This window comes from Methylopila sp. Yamaguchi, assembly GCF_002897035.1.
Lineage (GTDB): Bacteria > Pseudomonadota > Alphaproteobacteria > Rhizobiales > Methylopilaceae > Methylopila.
The window spans coordinates 48,315-66,612 of the sequence record NZ_BAUX01000006.1 but is presented as its reverse complement, the minus strand read 5'-3'; the positions used below and the strand labels follow the sequence as shown (position 1 = coordinate 66,612).

The following is an 18,298-nucleotide window of genomic DNA, read 5'->3' as shown; positions in this document are numbered from 1 at the left end:
CGAGCCGCTCAGCCGTTCACGCGCTCGACGTTGCTGACCGACGGCGCTTCGCGCAGGTCGGCGATGATCGCGCCGAGATGCTTCACGTCGAACACCCCGAGGTCCATCAGGATGTCGTGGAAGTCCGGCGAGCGCGAGATCATCCGCACGTCGTCGATGTTGGCCTCATAGGCGCCGATCACGGTGGCGATCCGCGCGAACGAGCCGGGCTCGTTGATCGAGGTCACCTTGATCCGCACCGGGAACCGCTCGCGGCGCGAGAGGTCCACGTCCCAGCGGACATCCAGCCATCGCTCGGGTTGGTCGTCGAAGTCCTTCAGCGCGGGCGACTGGATCGGGTAGATCGTGATGCCCTGCCCCGGATCCAGGATCCCGACGATGCGGTCTCCGGGCACGGCGCCGCCGTCCGGCGCGAAACGCACCGGCAGGTCGCCGCGCAGGCCGCGGATCGGGATCGAGGGCTGCGGCGCGTCGGCCGACTCCACGCCCGGCGCCTTGAACCGCAGCGCGCCGGCCTGCTCCAGGCCGAACCAGCCGTTCGCGGGCGCGGGCATGCCGAGCGAGGTTGGCGGCGGACGGTCGTCCTTCACCTCCGGATGCACCGCGCGCACCACGTCGAGCGACGCCATCTCGCCGCGCCCGACCGCCGCCAGCACGTCGTCCACCGATGCGCGCGCGAGCCGGTGCAGGAAGGCCTTCAGCTTCTCGTCGGCGTAGGTCTTGCCGGCGCGCTCGAAGGCGCGGGTGACGATCTGCCGGCCGAGGCCGGCGTACTGCGCGCGTACCGCCGCGCGCGTCGCACGGCGGATCGCCGAGCGCGCCTTGCCGGTGACGACGACCGACTCCCAAGCTGCAGGCGGAGCCTGGGCGTCGGAGCGGATGATCTCCACCTCGTCGCCGTTCTTCAGCTCGGTCACCAGCGGCTCCACATGGCCGTTGATCTTGGCGCCGACGCAGCCGTTGCCGACGTTGGTGTGGACCGCATAGGCGAAGTCGATCGGCGTCGCGCCCCGCGGCAGCGCGATGAGGCGGCCTTTCGGGGTGAAGCAGAACACCTGGTCGTTGAAGAGCTCGAGCTTGGTGTGCTCGAGGAACTCCTCAGGATTGTCGCCCTCCGCCAGCAGCTCGACGGTGCGCCGCAGCCAGCCGTAGGCGCGGCTTTCGCGAGCGAGCGCGTCGTTGTTGCCGCCGAGCCCGTCCTTGTAGAGCGCGTGCGCCGCGATGCCGTATTCGGCGAAGCGCTGCATCGCCTCGGTCCGGATCTGCAGCTCGACGCGCTGGTGGCCGGGTCCGACGACCGTCGTGTGGATCGACCGGTAGTCGTTCTCCTTGGGCGTCGAGATGTAGTCCTTGAAGCGGCCGGGCACGGTCGGCCAGCCGGAGTGCACGACGCCGAGCGCGCGGTAGCAGGTCGGCACGTCGGCGACGAGGATGCGGAAGCCGAAGATGTCGGACAGCTGCTCGAACGCGACCGACTTGCGCTCCATCTTGCGCCAGATCGAATAGGGCTTCTTCGCCCGGCCCGTGATCGCGGCCGGGATCTTGGCGGCGGCGAAGCGCTCCTCGAAGCCGCTCTGGATGTCCGCGATGGCGTCGACGTTGCGCTCCCGCAGCCGGTTGAGCCGCCCCACGATGGTTTCGTAGGCCTCGGGGAACAGGGTGCGGAAGCAGATGTCGTCGAGCTCGTCGCGGATGCCCTGCATGCCCATGCGGCCCGCGAGCGGCGCGTAGAGGTCGAGCGTTTCCTGGGCGACGCGCGCGCGCTTCGAGGGCGGCACGAAATGCAGCGTGCGCATGTTGTGCAGCCGGTCCGCGAGCTTCACCAGCAGCACGCGCACGTCCGCTGCGATCGCGAGCAGCAGCCGACGCAGGTTTTCGGCCTGGGCGGCCTCCTTGGTCACGAGGTCGAGCTTTTTGAGCTTGGTCAGACCCTCGACCAGCGCGCCGATCTGCTTGCCGAACAGCGCGTCGATCTCGTCCCGCGTGGCGTCGGTGTCTTCGATCGTGTCGTGCAGCAGCGCGGCGACGATCGTCGCGTCGTCGAGCCGCAGGTCAGTGAGAATCGCCGCGACTTCGAGCGGATGCGAGAAATAGGGATCGCCCGACGCGCGCTTCTGCGAGCCGTGCGCCTTCATCGCGTAGACGTAGGCGCGGTTGAGAATCGCCTCGTTCGCGTTTGGGTTGTAGGCCTTTACGCGCTCGACGAGCTCGTATTGCCGCATCATGGAGCGTACGCCAGGACTGGTAAGACGCTAAGCCGCGCCGACGACGTGAGATATCGGCGGGTTACGCGCCGCGCACAAGTTTCGGATGGCTCAAAACGCGAAAGCGCCGCAGGTCCGGAGGACGCTGCGGCGCAAACTCGACGGTGGGAAGCAGGCGCGGGCCGGCTCACTCCTCGTCGTCGGTCTCCGCCGGGGGAACCAGGCCCTCGAGGCCGCGCAGCAGATCTTCCTCGGTCATGCGGTCGAACGAGACGTTGCCGTCGTCCTCGGAGCCGCCGGCTGCGCTGGTCAGCGCTGGCACGGTCTCGGCCTCGGGCTCGTCGACCTCGACGTACTTCTGCAGCGAGTGGATCAGGTCTTCCTTGAGGTCGACCGGAGCGACGGTCTCCTCCGCGATCTCGCGGAGCGCGACGACCGGGTTCTTGTCGTTGTCGCGATCGACCGTGATCTGCGAGCCGGACGAAATCAGCCGGGCGCGATGGCCGGCGAGCAGAACGAGCTCGAACCGGTTCTCGACCTTGTCGATGCAATCCTCGACGGTGACGCGGGCCATGGGGCGTCCGCTCCTCTTGATGACTGTGCTTCTGGATTGACCGCGGTCTTTACCGTGAGCCCGTTCCTGTGGCAAGGACCATAACGTAGAGCGTTTTGCTCCGCAGCATCCCCCGCGCTGCGTCGAACACCCTGCGACTCCGGAACCTTTCCCGGCGCGGGCTTCGCACGCCATTTTGGAAAGATTGCCCGACAATGTTCTATTCCGACGAGCGTCTCGGCCTGTTCATTGACGGCGCCAACCTCTACGCGACGGCGCGCGGCGTCGGCTTCGACATCGACTTCCGTCGCCTGCTCCGCGAGTTCCAGGGCCGCGGCTACCTGATTCGCGCTTACTACTACACGGCGATGGCCGAAGACCTCGAGGTCTCGACCATCCGCCCGCTGATCGATTGGCTCGACTACAACGGCTACACCGTGGTCACCAAGCCGACCAAGGAGTTCACCGACAGTCAGGGCCGGCGCAAGGTGAAGGGCAACCTCGACATCGAGCTCGCGATCGACGCGCTCGAGATGGCCGAGCACATCGACCACATGGTGCTGTTCTCCGGCGACGGCGACTTCACGCCGCTGGTGGCCGCGATGCAGCGCCGGGGCGTGCGCGTCACCGTGGTCTCGACCGTGACGACCCAGCCGGCGATGATCGCCGACGACCTGCGCCGCCGCGCCGACCACTTCCTCGACCTCGCCGACCTCGGCGCCAAGATCGGCCGCGACCCGGGCGAACGCGCAGCCCGCGAGGCCCGCCGGCATCCGCCGATCGACACCACGCCGGAGCCGTAAGGGCGGCCGCACCCGGGCGGAGCTCCGCAGGATGCAGATCAGCTTTTTTGCGACGGAGATCGACGAGTTAGAGGTCTGGAAGTTGGCGTTCGCGTTGCCCGGGATGCGCGTTTACGAAGCTGCGGTTCATGGAGATAGGCCGCTCCGAGAGTTCTTCTCGGCCGAGGAAGTCCGAGAGGCCCGGGCCGCGGAGCCGTACATTTCTCTAAAGCTGCACCCCTCGTTGGCCGGTGGCGCTCCCGTTCTTGATCTCACGCCCCGCGACGATCGTAACCCTCCGGAGCCGGGCAACATACTACTTCAGCAACTGATCGGCCCCGCGCTGATCAACTGCACGTGGTATGGATGGATGAGAACTTCTCCGAAATGTCTTCAGAACTCCGTCTTCAGCGCCTGGAATCCGGCCGGCGCACGCAGCCGCTCAATTTATTCTGACGAATACCTCGATGACGTAGACTGGAAGATGTTCACCTCGACTTTCCGCAAGCTGCAACGTCAAATTCACAATATGGCGGTAGCCAAAATTGGATCCGTTCGCGTTCTTCCAGACGCCCTCCGGCTGCTGGCTTCGGACGAAATCGCGTTATGGGGATGGGGGGAGAATGTTACGATCTCGTCGCCCCATCTTCTCATCAAAACGACCAGACTGAACTAAGCCGGCCGGCCCGCCCCAAACCGTCGGCCGATCTCCAACCTGCGATTTCTTCCATGCCCGAAAATTCCGTCCTCGCACCGCCGCGCGACTGCCCGGCCTGCCCGCGCCTCGTGGCGTTCCGCGAGGAGCAACGCACGCGCCGGCCGGAGTGGCATAACGCGCCGGTCCCATCCTTCGGGCCCGAGCGCCCGCGCCTGCTGATCGTGGGCCTCGCTCCCGGCCTCCAGGGGGCGAACCGCACGGGGCGCCCGTTCACCGGCGACTGGGCCGGCGACCTGCTCTACGCGACCCTGCTGACCTTCGGTTTCGCCGAGGGCGTGTACGATGAGCGGCCGGACGACGGCCTGAGGCTCTCAGGGGCGCGGATCACAAACGCCGTGCGCTGCGTGCCGCCGGAGAACAAGCCGACGGGACCTGAGATCACGACCTGCCGACCGTATCTTTCGGGCGAGCTGGCCGCGGTGGCGGAGGGCGGCGCAGTGGTCGCGCTTGGGCGGATCGCCCACGACAGCACGCTCCGGGCGCTCGGCGTGCGGCTGGCCGCAGCGCCTTTCCGGCACGGCGCGGAGCACGCGCTCGGCCGCGTCACGCTCTTCGACAGCTACCACTGCTCCCGCTACAACACGAACACGGGCGTGCTCACGACCGAGATGTTCGAGGCTGTGTTCGCGCGGGTGCGAGCCTACCTCACCTGAGCCGCCGAACACGCAATCCGCGTCTGCCACCAGCACACAGCCGGAGTGACGACGAGCTCCATCGCCAGCCCGAACAGCATCGGTGGGGGCGGCGCTCCGTCGACGACGGCGCCGTAAAGGCGGGCGAGGCCGCCGGCGACGACGATCGCGGTGAGCAGACAGTAGCGCCGGCCATAACGCTCCGGCCGGCCGAGCGTCGTCCAAAAGGCGACGCCGATCGCGAGCAGCAAGCCTGAGAGATAGCGGACGTGGCTGTCGAGCGCAGCGCTCGACGCGCCGTCGAAGGCGGCCGCGCCGGAAAGGACGCCGTAGAGACCGCCGCCCACCGGGACGAGGCCGGCGAGGCCCACGACCGCGCGGAACGCCCAGCGTTCCGCGTGCGGCGTCATCCCCGCGCCCGCATGATGCGGGCCTTGTCGCGGTTCCAGCTCCGCTCGCGGTCGGCCTCGCGCTTGTCGTGGAGCTTCTTGCCGCGGGCGAGCGCGATCTCGACCTTCGCCCGGCCCTGCTCGTTGAAGTAGATCTTGAGCGGAACCACCGTAAGCCCTTCACGGGTCACGGCGCCGGCCAGCTTGTTGATCTGGTTCTTGTGCAGCAGGAGCTTCCGCGGGCGCCGCGTCTCGTGGTTGAAACGGTTCGCCTGCAGGTACTCGGGGATGTAGGAGTTATAGAGGAACAGCTCGCCGCCGTACTCCGCGGCGTATGCCTCCCCGATCGTCGCCTTGCCCAGGCGCAGCGACTTCACTTCGGTTCCGGCGAGCGCGATGCCGGCCTCGAACGTCTCGCCGATCTCGTAATTGTGGCGAGCCTTCCGGTTCTCGGCGGCGATCTTGTAGCGCGGATTGGGGGCCTTGGCGTTCATGGGCGGGAATGTGGGGTCACGCGTTCCCCGCGATAAGGCCCGCATAAACCATGGCGGCGCGCACGATGACGCGGGACTTGTCGGCGACCGGCACCATTGGCAGGCGCATGACTTCCGAGCAGCGGCCGAGCATGGCCAGCCCGACCTTCACGGGACCAGGGCTCGTCTCGCAGAACAGACCGCTGTGGAGCGGGCCGAGGCGGTCCTGATAGGCGAGCGCGGTGACGTAATCGCCCTTGAAGCAGGCTTCTTGCAGCGCGGCGCATTGCGCCGGGGCGACGTTCGCCACCACCGAAATGCAGCCGTGGCCGCCGTGCGCCATGAAGCCGAGCGCCGTCACGTCCTCGCCCGACAGCTGGATGAAGTCCGGCCCCAGCTTCTCGCGCTGCTGAGTGACGCGCGCGAGGTTCGCGGTGGCGTCCTTCACCCCGACGACCTGCTTGATCTCGTAGAGACGCGCCATGGTCTCGACCGACATGTCGATCACCGAGCGGCCCGGGATGTTGTAGATGATCAGCGGCAGGTCGGTCGCCTCGGCGACCGTCTTGAAGTGGGCGTAGAGCCCTTCCTGCGTCGGCTTGTTGTAATAAGGGGTGACGACCAGCACGCCGTCCGCGCCGGCCTTCGCGGCGTGGCGCGCCAGGGCGACGGCCTCGGCGGTCGAGTTCGAGCCTGCGCCCGCGATCACTGGGACGCGGCCACGAGCCTCCTGCACGCACCACTCCACGACCTTGTTATGCTCGTCGTGGGTCAGGGTCGGGCTTTCGCCGGTGGTGCCCACCGGCACGAGGCCGTGGGTGCCTTCGGCGATCTGCCAATCCACCAGCGCGCGGAACGCGCCTTCGTCGAGGCCGCCGTCGTCCGTCATCGGGGTGACGAGGGCCGGCATGGAGCCGCGGAAAATCGGGGTCGAAGTCATGCGGGACGGCTTTCACGGCTCAAGGCGGAAAGCCCGCGCCAGGCGGGCATGAGGCGGGACGCGCCTCGCATTCGGGCGCTCTTGATACAAGCGACGGGGCTTCGCGCAAAGTGGTCGCTCGCGCGATCGTGCGCGGGGGACGCGTCTTCGCCACACCAGCGGCGCCAAAGTTAGGTCTTCGTAAAGCCTAATCCGGCGAAATTGAAGCGAGTTAGACCTGACACCGCTGGCGACAGCCGCCTGCGGAACACCCGAAGTCGAGAGCCATGTTCGCGTTGAGAGCCCTCCTTCGCGGCGCAGCCGCCGTCAGCCTGTTCGCCGCCCTGCCCGCGCTCGCCGAAGTCGGCAGCGGGGACGAAGCCGCGGCTTCCAGCGGGCAGATTCAAGGCGAGTTCCTGGTCGCCTACGATCCCCCGACCACCGGCGCCATACCCTCCGCCAGCCGCTCCGCCCCGACCGCCAGCGTGCAGGCGGGCGACGTCGCCGCGATCAAGACGGCGATCGCCGCGTTCCAGAAGGGCGACCTCGGCGGGGCCATGAGCGTTCGCGGCTCGTTGCGGGATCCCGGCGCGATCGCGCTGCTGGATTGGCTGTCGATCCGGTTCTCGTCTCGGCAGGTCGGCTATCCCCGCATCGAAGCCTTCCTGCGCGCCCATCGCGATTGGCCGCAGGCGAGCATGGTGCGCCGACGGGCGGAAGAGGCGCTCTGGCTTGAGAACGTCGCCGCGCCGACGGTGCGCGGCTTCTTCGCCGCCAACGGCAAGCCGCAGCGCCCCGAGGGGCGCCTCGCGCTCGCCCGCGCGCTGGTCGCCGCCGGCCAGCGCGACGCCGGGGCGGCGCTCGCCCGCGAGGCTTGGCGCCGCGACGATCTCGACGGCGCGCTCGAAGGCCAGGCGCTGTCGACGTTCGGCTCGTTCTTCAGCGCGTCCGACCACCGCGCCCGCGCGGAGCAGCAGTTTCTCAACGACAATGTGGATGCGGGCCTGCGCGCCGCGGCCCGCGTCGGCGGCCCCTACGTGGCTGTGGCCAAGGCCCGCGCGGCCGTCATCCGCAAGCGACCCGACGCCGCGGCGGCGCTGGCCGCCGTGCCCAGCGCCGGTCGGTCCGACCCGGGCTATCTCTTCGCCGTGGCCAAGTTCAACCGCCGCGCCGACCGCCCGCGCGAGGCGGCGGCCGCGCTCGCCAAGGCCCCGACCAGCGCCGCCGCCCTCGTCGACTCCGACGCCTGGTCGGTGGAGCGGCGCGTCGTCGCCCGCGACCTGCTCGACATCGGCGACGCGCGCATGGCCTACGAGGTGATCCGCCACGCCGAGGCCTCCAGCGACAGCGAGCGCGTCGAGACCGACATGCTGGCGGGCTTCATCGCGCTCCGCGCGCTGAGCGATCCAAAGACCGCGTACCGGCACTTCGCCCGCGTGCAGGCCGAGGCGACCATCCCCGGCACGCTGTCGCGCGCCTTCTACTGGCAGGGACGGGCGCTCGAGGCCTCCGGCGACCAGGGCGGCGCCCGCGCCGCCTATGAGAAGGCCGCCCGCCACGTCACCAGCTACTACGGCCAGATCGCGCGCGCCCGGCTCGGCCTGCAGAACCTGCCCATCCGCGCCCTGCCGAGCCCGACCTCCACCGACCGCGCCACCTTCGGCTCGCGCGTCGCCGTGCGCGCGATCGATCTACTCTACCGCGCAGGCGAACCGGAGCTTGCGCTGCCGATGGCGGCGGGCCTCGCCGACGACCTCCGCAGCCCCGGCGAACTCACCCTGCTTGGCGAGCTGACCCAGCGCTACAAGGACCCCCGCACCACGCTTGTGGTCGGCAAGGCCGGCATCAACAACGGCTATCCCATGGACGCCCTCGCCTATCCCACGGGCGGCGTGCCGAGCTTCCGCCCCGTCGGCCCCTCGATCGAGCCGCCGGTGGTGCACGCGATCGCTCGGCAGGAAAGCTCGTTCAATCCGAAGGCGGTCAGCCACGCCAACGCCCGCGGCCTGCTGCAGCTGCTGCCCTCGACGGCGGCCAAGACCGCGAAGAACGCTGGCGTCGCGTTCGACGCCCGCCGCCTGACGACCGACGCCGCGTTCAACGCCCAGATCGGCGCCGCTCACCTCGGCGAGCTGAACCGCGACTTCCGCGGCTCCTACGTCATGGTGTTCGCCGCCTACAACGCCGGTTCGAGCCGCGTGATGGAGTGGGTCCAGCGCTACGGCGATCCCCGCAAACCCGACACCGACGCGGTGGACTGGGTCGAGCGCATTCCCTTCACCGAGACCCGCAACTACGTCCAGCGGGTGATGGAGAACACGCAGGTCTATCGCACGCGCCTCAACGGTCGCACCGCGCTTCTGATCGAGCGCGACATGGCGGCAGGCGGAGCGCAGTGACGAACGTCCCGCGATGACGACCGAGGTCGTCGATCGCCGGATCGCGACGACGCACGGCCTGCGGCTGCATGTCCGCGCCTGGTCGCCCCCCGAGCCGCACGGCCTGCCCGTCGTGTGCCTGCCCGGTCTGGCCCGCGGCCTCGAGGATTTCAACGAACTGGCCGACCATCTCGCCTCTCCGGCCGGGGGCGGCCGCCACGTCGTGGCCATCTCGGCGCGGGGGCGCGGCCTCTCGGATCGGGACCCAAAACCTGCGCGATACGACGTGCGGGTCGAGGCCAGCGACGTGCTCGCCGTCGCCGACGCGCTCGGCCTCGCTCACGCGGCGCTGATCGGGACCTCCCGCGGCGGACTGCAGGCCATGGCCCTCGGCGCTCTGCGCCCCGGCTTCGGCCACGCGGTCATCCTCAACGACGTCGGCCCCGTGATCGAGCCGCAGGGGCTGCTCCGCATCCGCAGCTACCTCGCCGCGGCGACCGCGCCCAAGACCTGGGACGAAGCGGAGAGCGCGGTGGTCGACCTGTTCGGCGCGCGCTTCCCGGCGCTCGGGCCTGCCGAGTTCCGGCGCATGGCGCGGCGCACATGGCGGGAGACGGCGGAGGGCGGTCTCGCCCCGCTCACGGACCCGGCGCTGATGCGCTCGCTCGAGTCGCTCGATCTGGAAAAGCCTCTGCCGACCCTGTGGCCGCTGTTCGACGGGATGGCCGGCGTCCCGCTGATGGCGATCCGCGGTGAGACGTCCGACATCCTGAGCAGGGAGACGCTGCGAGCCATGAAGGCGCGGAGGCCGGATCTCGTGGTCCTCGACGTGCCCGGACAAGGTCACGCGCCACAGCTCGGAGACCCTTTGACGCTCGCGGCCGTCACGGCGTTTCTCGCCGCGAGCGAGACGCCGGGCCGGCGGTCTCTAGCCGGCTGAGCATCGCTTCTTTTCATATGAAGGCGGCCCGGCGCGCCCGCCGCTCCCGCTGACTGCCGATCGCACCGTCAAATAGAGGTCGACGTCGTCCGAAAGCCTATTAGCGTGGCGTCCTTCGGACGGGCGGCCGCGATCCGGATCCGTCGCCGCCGCTGTACGAGGCGCGGGCTAGATCTCGACCCGCGCCGCGATCGCCGCCTGATGCGACGTCTCCGCTTGGATGTGGGAGACGCGAACCAAACACCGATCGAAGCTATCGCCAAAGTCGGTCTCGGCGTCGCGTAACTCGCGCGCGTCATCCAAACGCGCCTCGGCTTTCCGATGCTTGATCTGTGTCGCGCTCTCGTGGCGGGTCGACGGTCTCATCCGCGCGGCGCTTGTCCGCGGAGGCGAGATCTCATGGGCCTCCGCCGGGCGAGGAGCCATCCGAGCGGCTCCGAGTCATCCAAGGGGCCACCACAAACGAAACGACCCCGCCGAAGCGGGGTCGTCGTAGCGTTTTTCAGATCGTCTAGGATCAGAAGTCGCGCTGGATGCGGAGACGGCCGATGAAGGCGTCGTCGTCACGCAGCGTGTAGTTGGAGGCCTTGTCCTTGACCTTGATGTAGTTCAGCTCGGCGCCGATGTCGAGCTTCTTGACCGGCGTCCAGATCAGGTTGCCGGTGACTGCGTAAGCGGTGAAGTCCGCGCCGGCCGCCTTGACGTTCACGTCGGCGTAGGTGCCCTGCAGGGCCGAACGCCACTTGGGCGACCAGTAGTGCAGGACGCCGAGGTTGAACGCGTAGGCCTTGGTCTTGTCGATGTCGCCGCCGTTGATGACGAAGTCCGGAGCGGAGTTGCCGCCGACGATGTTCTGCGTATTGCCAGAGGCGAAGCCGGCGTCGCCCGAGCTGCCGAGACCAATGTAGGACAGTGCGCCTTCGGTGTAGGCCGCGGTGCCCCACAGATAGTCGCCCTTCGCGAGGAACGGCAGGTTGATCTTCGCGCCGATCTGAGCGCCGTAGCCCCACTCGCTGTCGTTGACGGCCGACGAGTTGATCTGGTGCGCGAAGCCGGACAGCTGAGCCTCACCCCAGCCCTGCTGAAGGCGGATGTTGCCGACGAAGTCGGGGTAGGTCTGCTCCTGGTAGACCGCGCCGCCGTTCGAGCGGCGGGCCGTGCCGTCTTCGATCGCCGCGCTAGCCGAGAAGCCGCCGCCGAAGTCGAAGGTGTAGCCGATAAGGGCCAGCGTGCGGTCCGACACGAACGGGTTCGTGAAGGTCGGGTACGGCTTGAAGTCCCAGAAGGAGTCCGTGAGACCCGCGGTGAAGCCCGCGAACTGCACGAAGGCCTTGTCGAAGATCGAGTCGTCCGAACCGGTCGCCGTGGTGGCGACGTTGTTCACGCTGCCCGAGTCGCGCTGGAACTGCGCGCGGATGTAGGTGCGAACGGTGCCGTACTCGGTCTCGGTGCGAGCGTCGAACCAGAAGCGAGCGCGAGCGCGGAAACCGCTTGCGTTGTTCGGACGGACGCCGCCGAGCGTCTTGGACACTTCGCCGACCGAGTACTCGGCGCGGACATAGCCGCCAATGTTCAGGCAGGTTTCCGTGCCCGGAATGTAGAAGAAGCCGGCGCCGTAGGCGTCGCAAACCTTCACGTATTCGACCGGCTCAGCGAGCGGCAGGTCGGCCGCCGAAGCGCCCGTCACGCCGACGAAGGCGGCGGCAGAGCCAAGCACGAGGCTCTTGACCAGTTTCATGTCGTTCCTCCAACCCCAGATCTGGAAGGCCCGTAAGCGTCGAAACCGTTTGGCCTCTTCGCCGGTCGCCCCGGAAGCGATCGCCCGCTGCGGACGATCCGTAAATGCGGCCGGGGCGCCCCCCCGACGTCGCATTCCGACCATATTCACGGACTGGTGGCATGCAAGCGCGATCACGATTGTGACGCTTCCCCGCCGGGCCTTTGCCACACGCTGTGGCTGGAAGAACACGAAACTGGGATGAGCCGGCCCCCGAACGCGGGATTTTGCCGGGGCGAGGACAGGATTCGTGCGCTTTCGCAAGTCGCGGCGCACGCGGAGGAGCCCGGATTCAGCCGCTTTGGAGGCGGTGCGACTCAGCGTATTCGCCGTCGTCCCCGAGGAGCGTGCGGTGATCGCCCTGTTCGACCACGCGGCCGTCGCGGACGACGCAGATGAGGTCGGCGGCGACAACCGTCGCCAGCCGATGGGCGATGATCAGCGTGGTTCGATTCTTTCGCGCGGCGAAAATGTTGGCCTGCACCTGAGCCTCGATCGCGCCGTCGAGCGCGGAGGTCGCCTCGTCCAACAACAGGATCGGCGCGTTCCTCAGCAGCGCCCGCGCGATCGCCACGCGCTGGCGCTGGCCGCCGGAGAGGCGCGTTCCCCGCGGGCCGACGCGGAACCCGTAGCCGCCTTCCAGCCGCTCGATGAACTCGTGGGCCATGGCCGCTCGCGCCGCCGCCTCGATCTCCGCGTCGGTCGCGTCAGGCCGCCCATAGGCGATGTTCGCCCGCACGCTGGCGTCGAACAGCAGCACGTCCTGGCTGACGAGGGCGATCGACTCGCGAAGCGAGGCGAGCGTGACACCGGCGATGTCCTGGCCCCCGATCGTGACGCGGCCGCCCGAAGGTTCGTAGAGCCGCGCGACGAGGTTGAGCACCGTCGTCTTGCCGGAGCCGGAGGGGCCGACGAAGGCGATGGAGGCGCCCGCCGGGATCGTTACGGAGAAGCCGTCGAGAACCGGCTTCGCCGGATCGTAGCCGAACCTCACGTCGTCGAAGACGATCGCCCCGGACGGATCGGCGAGCGCGACCGCGCCGGCCGCATCCACGATGCGGGGCCGGCGGTCGAGGATCTCGTAGATGCGCGCGATCGACACGCCGCAGATCTGCAGCTGCGCGTTCACCTGCAGCAGGCGGCGGAGCGGCTCGTAGAGCAGCATCAGCGCGCTTACGAAGGCCATCAGCTCGCCGGCGTCGCTGGAGCCGTCGATGACCTGGGATCCGCCTACCAGCAACACGCCGACGAGGGCTAGGGCGGTGACGACGTCGACGATCGGCGACAGCGCCGCACGGGTGCGCGCCACCTTGAGCCCGATCTTCCGGCGGCCCACGATGACGTCGCGCAGGCGCTTCCGCTCCACGTCCTCGTGGTTCTCGGCCTTGACGCCGCGGATCCCGTGGAGCGCTTCCTCGAAGGCCTGGAGGATCTCGCCGCCGAGCTGCTGGCCGTGCCGCATCAGAGCCCGGAGCTTGCGGTTGGCGATGACCGCCGGGATGGCGATCAGCGGGCCGCCCGCGAGCGCCAGCAGGAACCACTGCGGGCTCGCCCACAGCACGTAGATCACCAGGCCCACAAAGGTGACCAAGTCGCGCCCGAGCGTGACGACGATGTTGGTGGACGTGTTGTTCAGCACGTTCACGTCGTCGGTGGCGCGGGCGATGATCTGGCCGACGCTGTTCTTCTGGAAGAACGCCAGGTCGAGGCCGAGGAGGTGGTTCGAGATCCGGTTCTGCAGCGAGGTCGTGACGTGGTTGGAGACCCGCGACAGCATGTACTGCTGCAGATAGCCCGCCGCGGCCCGCAACCCGAACAGCACGAGCACGACGCCCACGATCTCGTAGAGCGCGCCCGCGTCGCGCCGCACGAGGATGTCGTTCACGAGCGACTTGAACAGCCACGGCAAAGCCACGACCGTGCCGGCGAAAACGCTCATCGCGAGGACCGCTACGACGAGATTCCGGGCATGCGGCAGCAGGAACTCCCGCCCGAACCGCTTCAGACGACCGACGCGGGAGCGGAACGGCTCGTCGATGCGGGTCTCGCGACGCGAAAGGTCGCTGATCCGATCGGGATCGGTCTGCGGCGCGGGGACGGACATGCTGTCCTTCAAGCTCTTCGGCGTGCGGGGGTTCGGAGCGAGCCTGTAGCCCTCCCCGCCCAGGGCCGCAAGCGCGCGGGCCCTACTCGGCGGGAGCGGCCGCGGGCAGAGCCGGCGCGACGTGCGCCTCGGGAACACCCGCTTTCCGGCCAAGGAAGCTGTAGACGGCTGGCACCACGAACAGCGTCAGCAGCGTGCCGAAAGTCATGCCGCCGACGATCACCCAGCCGATCTGGGCCCGGCTTTCGGCGCCGGCTCCGGTCGCGAGCGCCAGCGGCACGGCGCCCAGCACCATCGCGCCCGTGGTCATGAGGATCGGCCGCAGCCGCAGCGCCGCGGCCTCCACAACCGCCTCGCGGCGGCCCCTGCCCTGCTCCTGAAGCTGGTTCGCGAACTCCACGATCAGGATGCCGTGCTTGGTGATCAGGCCGATCAGCGTCACGAGGCCGATCTGCGAATAGACGTTGAGCGTGCCCCCCGTCAGCCAGAGCGCGCCGAGCGCCCCGGTCATGGAGAGCGGCACGGTCAGCAGGATGATGAAGGGATCGACGAAGCTCTCGAACTGCGCGGCGAGCACGAGGTAGATGAACAGGATGGCGAGGCCGAAGATCAGCCCGAGGCTCTGGTTGGAGGCGACGTACTCGCGGCTCTGGCCGTTGACGTCGGTCTGCACGGTCTCCGGCAGCGTCTCGGTCGCGATCCGTTCGAGATAGGCCAGCGCTTCGCCCATGGCGTAGCCGCCGGCGAGGTTCATCTCGATGGTCGCGGAGCGCAGTTGGTTGAAGCGGCGCAACTCCCGCGGCGCGACCGAGTCCGCCACCTTCACGAGGTTCGAGAGCTGGATCATCTGCGCGCCCCGCCCGTCTCGATCGGGCGTGCGGACGTAGATCGTCGACAGCGTCTCCGGCGTCGCGCGGTCGGCGTTGGCGAGCTGCACGATGACGTCGTACTGTTCGCCGTCGCGCTCGAAGCGGGTGACCTGCCGCGAGCCCAGCATGGTCTCGAGCGTTCGGCCCACCATCGCGACGTCCAGTCCGAGATCGGCGATCTTGGCGCGGTCGAGCTCCACCCTGAGCTCCGGCGCGTTCAGCTCGAGATCGCTCTCGATGTTGGTGAGGTTGGGATTTTCGGAGATCTTCGCGACGAAGGCCTTGGCGGTTCGGTCCAGATCCTCGTAGGCGCCGGAGGTCTGCAGCACGAACTGCACCGGCCGCGCGCCGCCGCGCTGGCCGAGCGCCGGCGGGTTGGTGGTGAACAGCGCAAGCCCGGGGATGTCGCGCAGCTTCTTCGACAGCTCCGCCATGATCTGCTGCTGCGACCGGTCGCGCTCGCTCCAATCCTTCAGCGGCGCCCGGCCGAGCACGTTCGCGATCAGCGGCTGGCCGATGATGGTGAGATAGCCGTCGACCTCCGGCGTGGCGCGCAGGATCGCCTCGAGCTGCTCCGTGTACCGGGTGCTGTAGGCGATGGTGGAGCCTTCGGGCGCCTGGCCGCGGATCTGCAGGATGCCGCGGTCCTCGACCGGCGAGAGCTCCGAGGTGAGGCTCGTGAACAGCAGCCCCGCCCCGCCCGCGACGCCGAGCGCACACAGCACGACGAGCACCCGCGCCTTCAGCGCCGCGCCGACGAGCCGCTTGTAGCCGCGCTCGGTCGCCCGGAAGCCGCGCTCCATCGCCATGAAGACGCGGCCGGGGTTCGGATCGTGCTTCAGCATGCGCGAGCACATCATCGGCGTCAGCGTCAGCGCGACGAAGCCCGAAACGATCACGGCCCCCGCGAGCGTCAGCGCGAACTCAGTGAAGAGACGCCCCGTACGGCCCGGCGAGAAGGCGACCGGCGCGTAGACGGCGGCGAGCGTCACCGTCATCGCGATGACGGCGAAGCCGATCTCGCGCGAGCCTTTGATCGCGGCGTCGATGGGCTTCATGCCCTCCTCGACGTGGCGGTAGATGTTCTCCAGCACCACGATCGCGTCGTCGACCACGAGGCCGATCGCGAGCACCAGCGCGAGCAGCGTCAGCGTGTTCACGGTGAAGCCGAACGCCAGCATCATCGCGAAGGTCGCGACCAGCGAGACCGGGATCGTCACCACCGGGATCAGCGAGGCGCGGACTGTGCGCAGGAAGAAGAAAATCACGAGGACCACAAGCACGATCGCCTCGACGATCGTGTGCCACACCGCCTCGATCGACTTGTCGATGAAGACGGCCTGATCGTAGTTCAGCAGCACGGTGACGCCCTCGGGGAGCGCCTCCTGGATCTCGGGCAGCGCCTTGCGGACGCCCTGCGATACCTCCAGCGGGTTCGCCGTCGCCTGCTTGATGACGCCGATCGCGACCGCTGGGCCGGAATCGTAGCGGGACTGCTTCCGCTCGTCGGCCGCGCCGAGCTCAACCTTGGCGACGTCGCGGAGGCGCACCTGGGCGCCGTCCGCCACCTTGACGATGATGTTCCCGAACTCCTCGGGCGTCTGCAGCCCGGTGCGCGACAGCACCGAGAACTCGCGGTCCGCGCTTTCGATCCGGCCCGAGGGAATCTCGACGTTCTGTTGGGCGAGCGCGGTCTCGACGTCCTGGACGGTGAGCGCGTAGGCCGCGAGGCGGTTGCGGTCGACATAGATCCGCATCGCGTATTTGCGCTCGCCGAAGATCTGGATGTCGGCGACGCCGGGCAGGATCTTGAAGCGGTCGAGCACGTAGCGGTTGACGTAGTCGGTGAGCTCCAGCTGGTTCATCCGGTCGGACCGGAACGCCAGATACATGACCGGCTGGGCGTCCGCCTCCACCTTGGCGATGACCGGCTCATCAATCTCGTCGGGCAGGTTCTGGCGCACGCGCGCCACGCGGTCGCGCACGTCGCTCGCCGCCACATCCGGGTTCACGTTGAGATTGAACCGCACGGTGATACGGCTCGACTCTTGCCGGCTCTGGCTCTCGATGACGTCGATGCCTTCGATGCCGGAGATCGAGTCCTCGAGCACCTGGGTGACCTGGCTCTCGATGATCCGGGCCGCGGCGCCGGGATAGGCGGTGGTGACCGAGACCGTCGGTTCGTCGACGTTCGGATACTCACGCACCGCCAGCCGCTGGTAGGACACGAAGCCGACCAGCAGGATGACGAGGCTGAGCACCGTCGCGAAAACGGGGCGGCGGATGCAGGTTTCGGCGATCTTCATGGCGGCGCGGCCCCCGCCTCAGCGGGCGGCTTTGGCGGGCGCCGCGGCGGCCTGCCGGGCCGGATCGACGACCCGCACCGCGGCGCCGTCCTTCAGCCGCTGCTGGCCGGCGACGACGACCATCTCGTCGCCCGAGACCCCGTCCACGATCTCGACCTCGCCCACCCTGCGCTCGCCGAGCTTCACGGTCGTCTCGACCGCCTTGCCGTCCTTCACCCGGTAGACGAGATTCTCGGAGCCGCGCGGCACGAGCGCGCTTTCCGGGATCACCACCACCGACTGCGTCTCGTCCGCCGTCACGTCGACGCGGGCGAACAGGCCGGGGCGCAGCAGACGGTCCGCGTTGTCGAGACGGGCGCGGACCTTGAGCGCGCGGCCGTTGACGTCGACCAGCGGGTCAATCGCGTAGATCTTCCCCTTGAAGGTCCGGCCAGGATATGCGTCGACCGACACTGAGACGGCCAAGCCGATTTTGACGTCGGCGAGCCGCGTCTCGGGCACGCGGAAATCGACCTTCAGGGTGTCGATGCTCTCGAGATTGACGATCGGCTGGCCCGCCGGGACATAGGCGCCGATCGAGGCGAGGCGGAAGCCGACGACGCCATCGAACGGCGCGCGGATCTCGGTCTTGCCGAGCCGCACCTTCACCAGCTCCACCGCCGCTTTCGCGATCGCGCGGTCGGCGATCGCCTGGTCGCGGGCGGTGTCGGTGGCGTAGCCCGACTTCGACAGGGACTGGGCGCGCTTGTAGTTGGCCTCGGCGAGCGCCAGGCGCGCTTCGAGATCCTGCAGCTCCGCCATCAGCAGCGTGTCGTCGAACTTGAGCACCGGCGCGTTCGCCGCCACCCGGTCGCCGTCCTTGAAGTTGATCGACACGAGCCGGCCGGGTTGTTCGGCCGCGAGTTGCACCGACTCCTCGGACACCAGAGAGCCGACGGAGGCGAAGCGCGACGAGACCGTCTGGGGCTTGGCCGGGACGGCCTCCACGGCGACGCCGGGCGCCGAGGCTGGAGCCGGTTTCGCGGCGGCGCTGGAGCCGGAACGGCCTGCGGCCACGGCGACCTTGTCGAAAGCGCCTTGGACGGGAGACGGCAGCAGCTCGTTCAATCCGGCGTAGGCGCCGGCTCCAACCGCGGCGAGGGCCGCGAGGGCGATGAACGACGTGCGCATGCGATCTCCTGACAACAACCATAATCCAGCGCGAGCGGCGGCGCCATCGTCGCCCGGTCCGTCCTCTTACGACGCGAGGCTTCG

General features: G+C 68.7%; 15 protein-coding genes. 5 read left to right on the top strand and 10 right to left on the bottom strand.

What is annotated here, in order from left to right; translation table 11 throughout:
- Positions 1-8: 8 nt before the first annotated feature.
- A complete protein-coding gene (locus tag METY_RS08605; RefSeq protein ID WP_103120978.1) occupies positions 9-2,225 on the bottom strand; it encodes a RelA/SpoT family protein in 2,217 nt (738 codons plus the stop codon).
- A gap of 166 nt (positions 2,226-2,391) precedes the next feature.
- Entirely contained in the window at positions 2,392-2,778 is a 387-nt protein-coding gene (gene rpoZ / locus METY_RS08600; RefSeq protein WP_103120977.1) for a DNA-directed RNA polymerase subunit omega, read from the bottom strand.
- 194 nt (positions 2,779-2,972) lie between these two features.
- Here rpoZ and METY_RS08595 point away from each other — a divergent pair, with 194 nt between their 5' ends.
- From METY_RS08595 to METY_RS08590, 3 genes are read left to right on the top strand one after another with little or no spacing between them, the layout of a single operon-like run.
- Entirely contained in the window at positions 2,973-3,560 is a 588-nt protein-coding gene (locus tag METY_RS08595; RefSeq protein ID WP_103120976.1) for a LabA-like NYN domain-containing protein, read from the top strand.
- Positions 3,561-3,591: 31 nt separating this feature from the next.
- Positions 3,592-4,215 carry a hypothetical protein gene (locus METY_RS20830; RefSeq protein WP_146035691.1) on the top strand — a complete coding sequence of 208 codons (624 nt, stop codon included), beginning with the start codon at positions 3,592-3,594 and terminating at the stop codon, positions 4,213-4,215.
- Positions 4,216-4,268: 53 nt separating this feature from the next.
- Positions 4,269-4,910 carry a uracil-DNA glycosylase gene (locus METY_RS08590; protein ID WP_200819632.1) on the top strand — a complete coding sequence of 214 codons (642 nt, stop codon included), beginning with the start codon at positions 4,269-4,271 and terminating at the stop codon, positions 4,908-4,910.
- On the opposite strand, the gene METY_RS08585 is transcribed toward METY_RS08590, so the two are convergent.
- The 3 genes from METY_RS08585 to dapA are packed head-to-tail and all read right to left on the bottom strand — an operon-like array spanning position 4,898 to position 6,691.
- Complete coding sequence (locus tag METY_RS08585; protein ID WP_103120975.1) at positions 4,898-5,299, bottom strand: DUF4345 domain-containing protein; 402 nt, start codon at positions 5,297-5,299, stop codon at positions 4,898-4,900. The two genes, METY_RS08590 and METY_RS08585, sit on opposite strands and share 13 nt — an antisense overlap.
- Positions 5,296-5,772, bottom strand: a complete 477-nt coding sequence (gene smpB / locus METY_RS08580) for an SsrA-binding protein SmpB (RefSeq protein WP_103120974.1) — start codon at positions 5,770-5,772, stop codon at positions 5,296-5,298. Before smpB ends, METY_RS08585 begins: the two co-directional genes overlap by 4 nt.
- 16 nt (positions 5,773-5,788) lie before the next feature.
- Positions 5,789-6,691 carry a 4-hydroxy-tetrahydrodipicolinate synthase gene (gene dapA, locus METY_RS08575; RefSeq protein WP_103120973.1) on the bottom strand — a complete coding sequence of 301 codons (903 nt, stop codon included), beginning with the start codon at positions 6,689-6,691 and terminating at the stop codon, positions 5,789-5,791.
- Positions 6,692-6,957: 266 nt separating this feature from the next.
- Between dapA and METY_RS08570 the strand changes: the two genes are divergently transcribed.
- Positions 6,958-9,069 (top strand): lytic transglycosylase domain-containing protein, encoded by a 2,112-nt coding sequence (locus METY_RS08570; RefSeq protein ID WP_103120972.1) that lies wholly within the window; start codon positions 6,958-6,960, stop codon positions 9,067-9,069.
- A 13-nt stretch (positions 9,070-9,082) separates the two neighbouring features.
- The gene (locus METY_RS08565; RefSeq protein ID WP_103120971.1) at positions 9,083-9,988 is read left to right on the top strand and encodes an alpha/beta fold hydrolase; all 906 of its coding nucleotides are present in this window, start codon (positions 9,083-9,085) and stop codon (positions 9,986-9,988) included.
- A gap of 168 nt (positions 9,989-10,156) precedes the next feature.
- On the opposite strand, the gene METY_RS08560 is transcribed toward METY_RS08565, so the two are convergent.
- The 5 genes from METY_RS08560 to METY_RS08540 all read right to left on the bottom strand — a co-directional run bounded on the left by METY_RS08560 (position 10,157) and on the right by METY_RS08540 (position 18,214).
- Positions 10,157-10,354 carry a hypothetical protein gene (locus tag METY_RS08560; protein ID WP_146035690.1) on the bottom strand — a complete coding sequence of 66 codons (198 nt, stop codon included), beginning with the start codon at positions 10,352-10,354 and terminating at the stop codon, positions 10,157-10,159.
- Positions 10,355-10,505: 151 nt separating this feature from the next.
- Positions 10,506-11,726 (bottom strand): porin, encoded by a 1,221-nt coding sequence (locus METY_RS08555; protein ID WP_103120969.1) that lies wholly within the window; start codon positions 11,724-11,726, stop codon positions 10,506-10,508.
- A 331-nt stretch (positions 11,727-12,057) separates the two neighbouring features.
- On the bottom strand, positions 12,058-13,869 hold the full coding sequence (locus METY_RS08550) for an ABC transporter ATP-binding protein (RefSeq protein ID WP_103120968.1): 1,812 nt from the start codon (positions 13,867-13,869) through the stop codon (positions 12,058-12,060).
- An 82-nt stretch (positions 13,870-13,951) separates the two neighbouring features.
- Complete coding sequence (locus tag METY_RS08545) at positions 13,952-17,044, bottom strand: efflux RND transporter permease subunit (protein WP_103120967.1); 3,093 nt, start codon at positions 17,042-17,044, stop codon at positions 13,952-13,954.
- An 18-nt stretch (positions 17,045-17,062) separates the two neighbouring features.
- Complete coding sequence (locus METY_RS08540; RefSeq protein ID WP_103120966.1) at positions 17,063-18,214, bottom strand: efflux RND transporter periplasmic adaptor subunit; 1,152 nt, start codon at positions 18,212-18,214, stop codon at positions 17,063-17,065.
- Positions 18,215-18,298 lie beyond the last annotated feature (84 nt).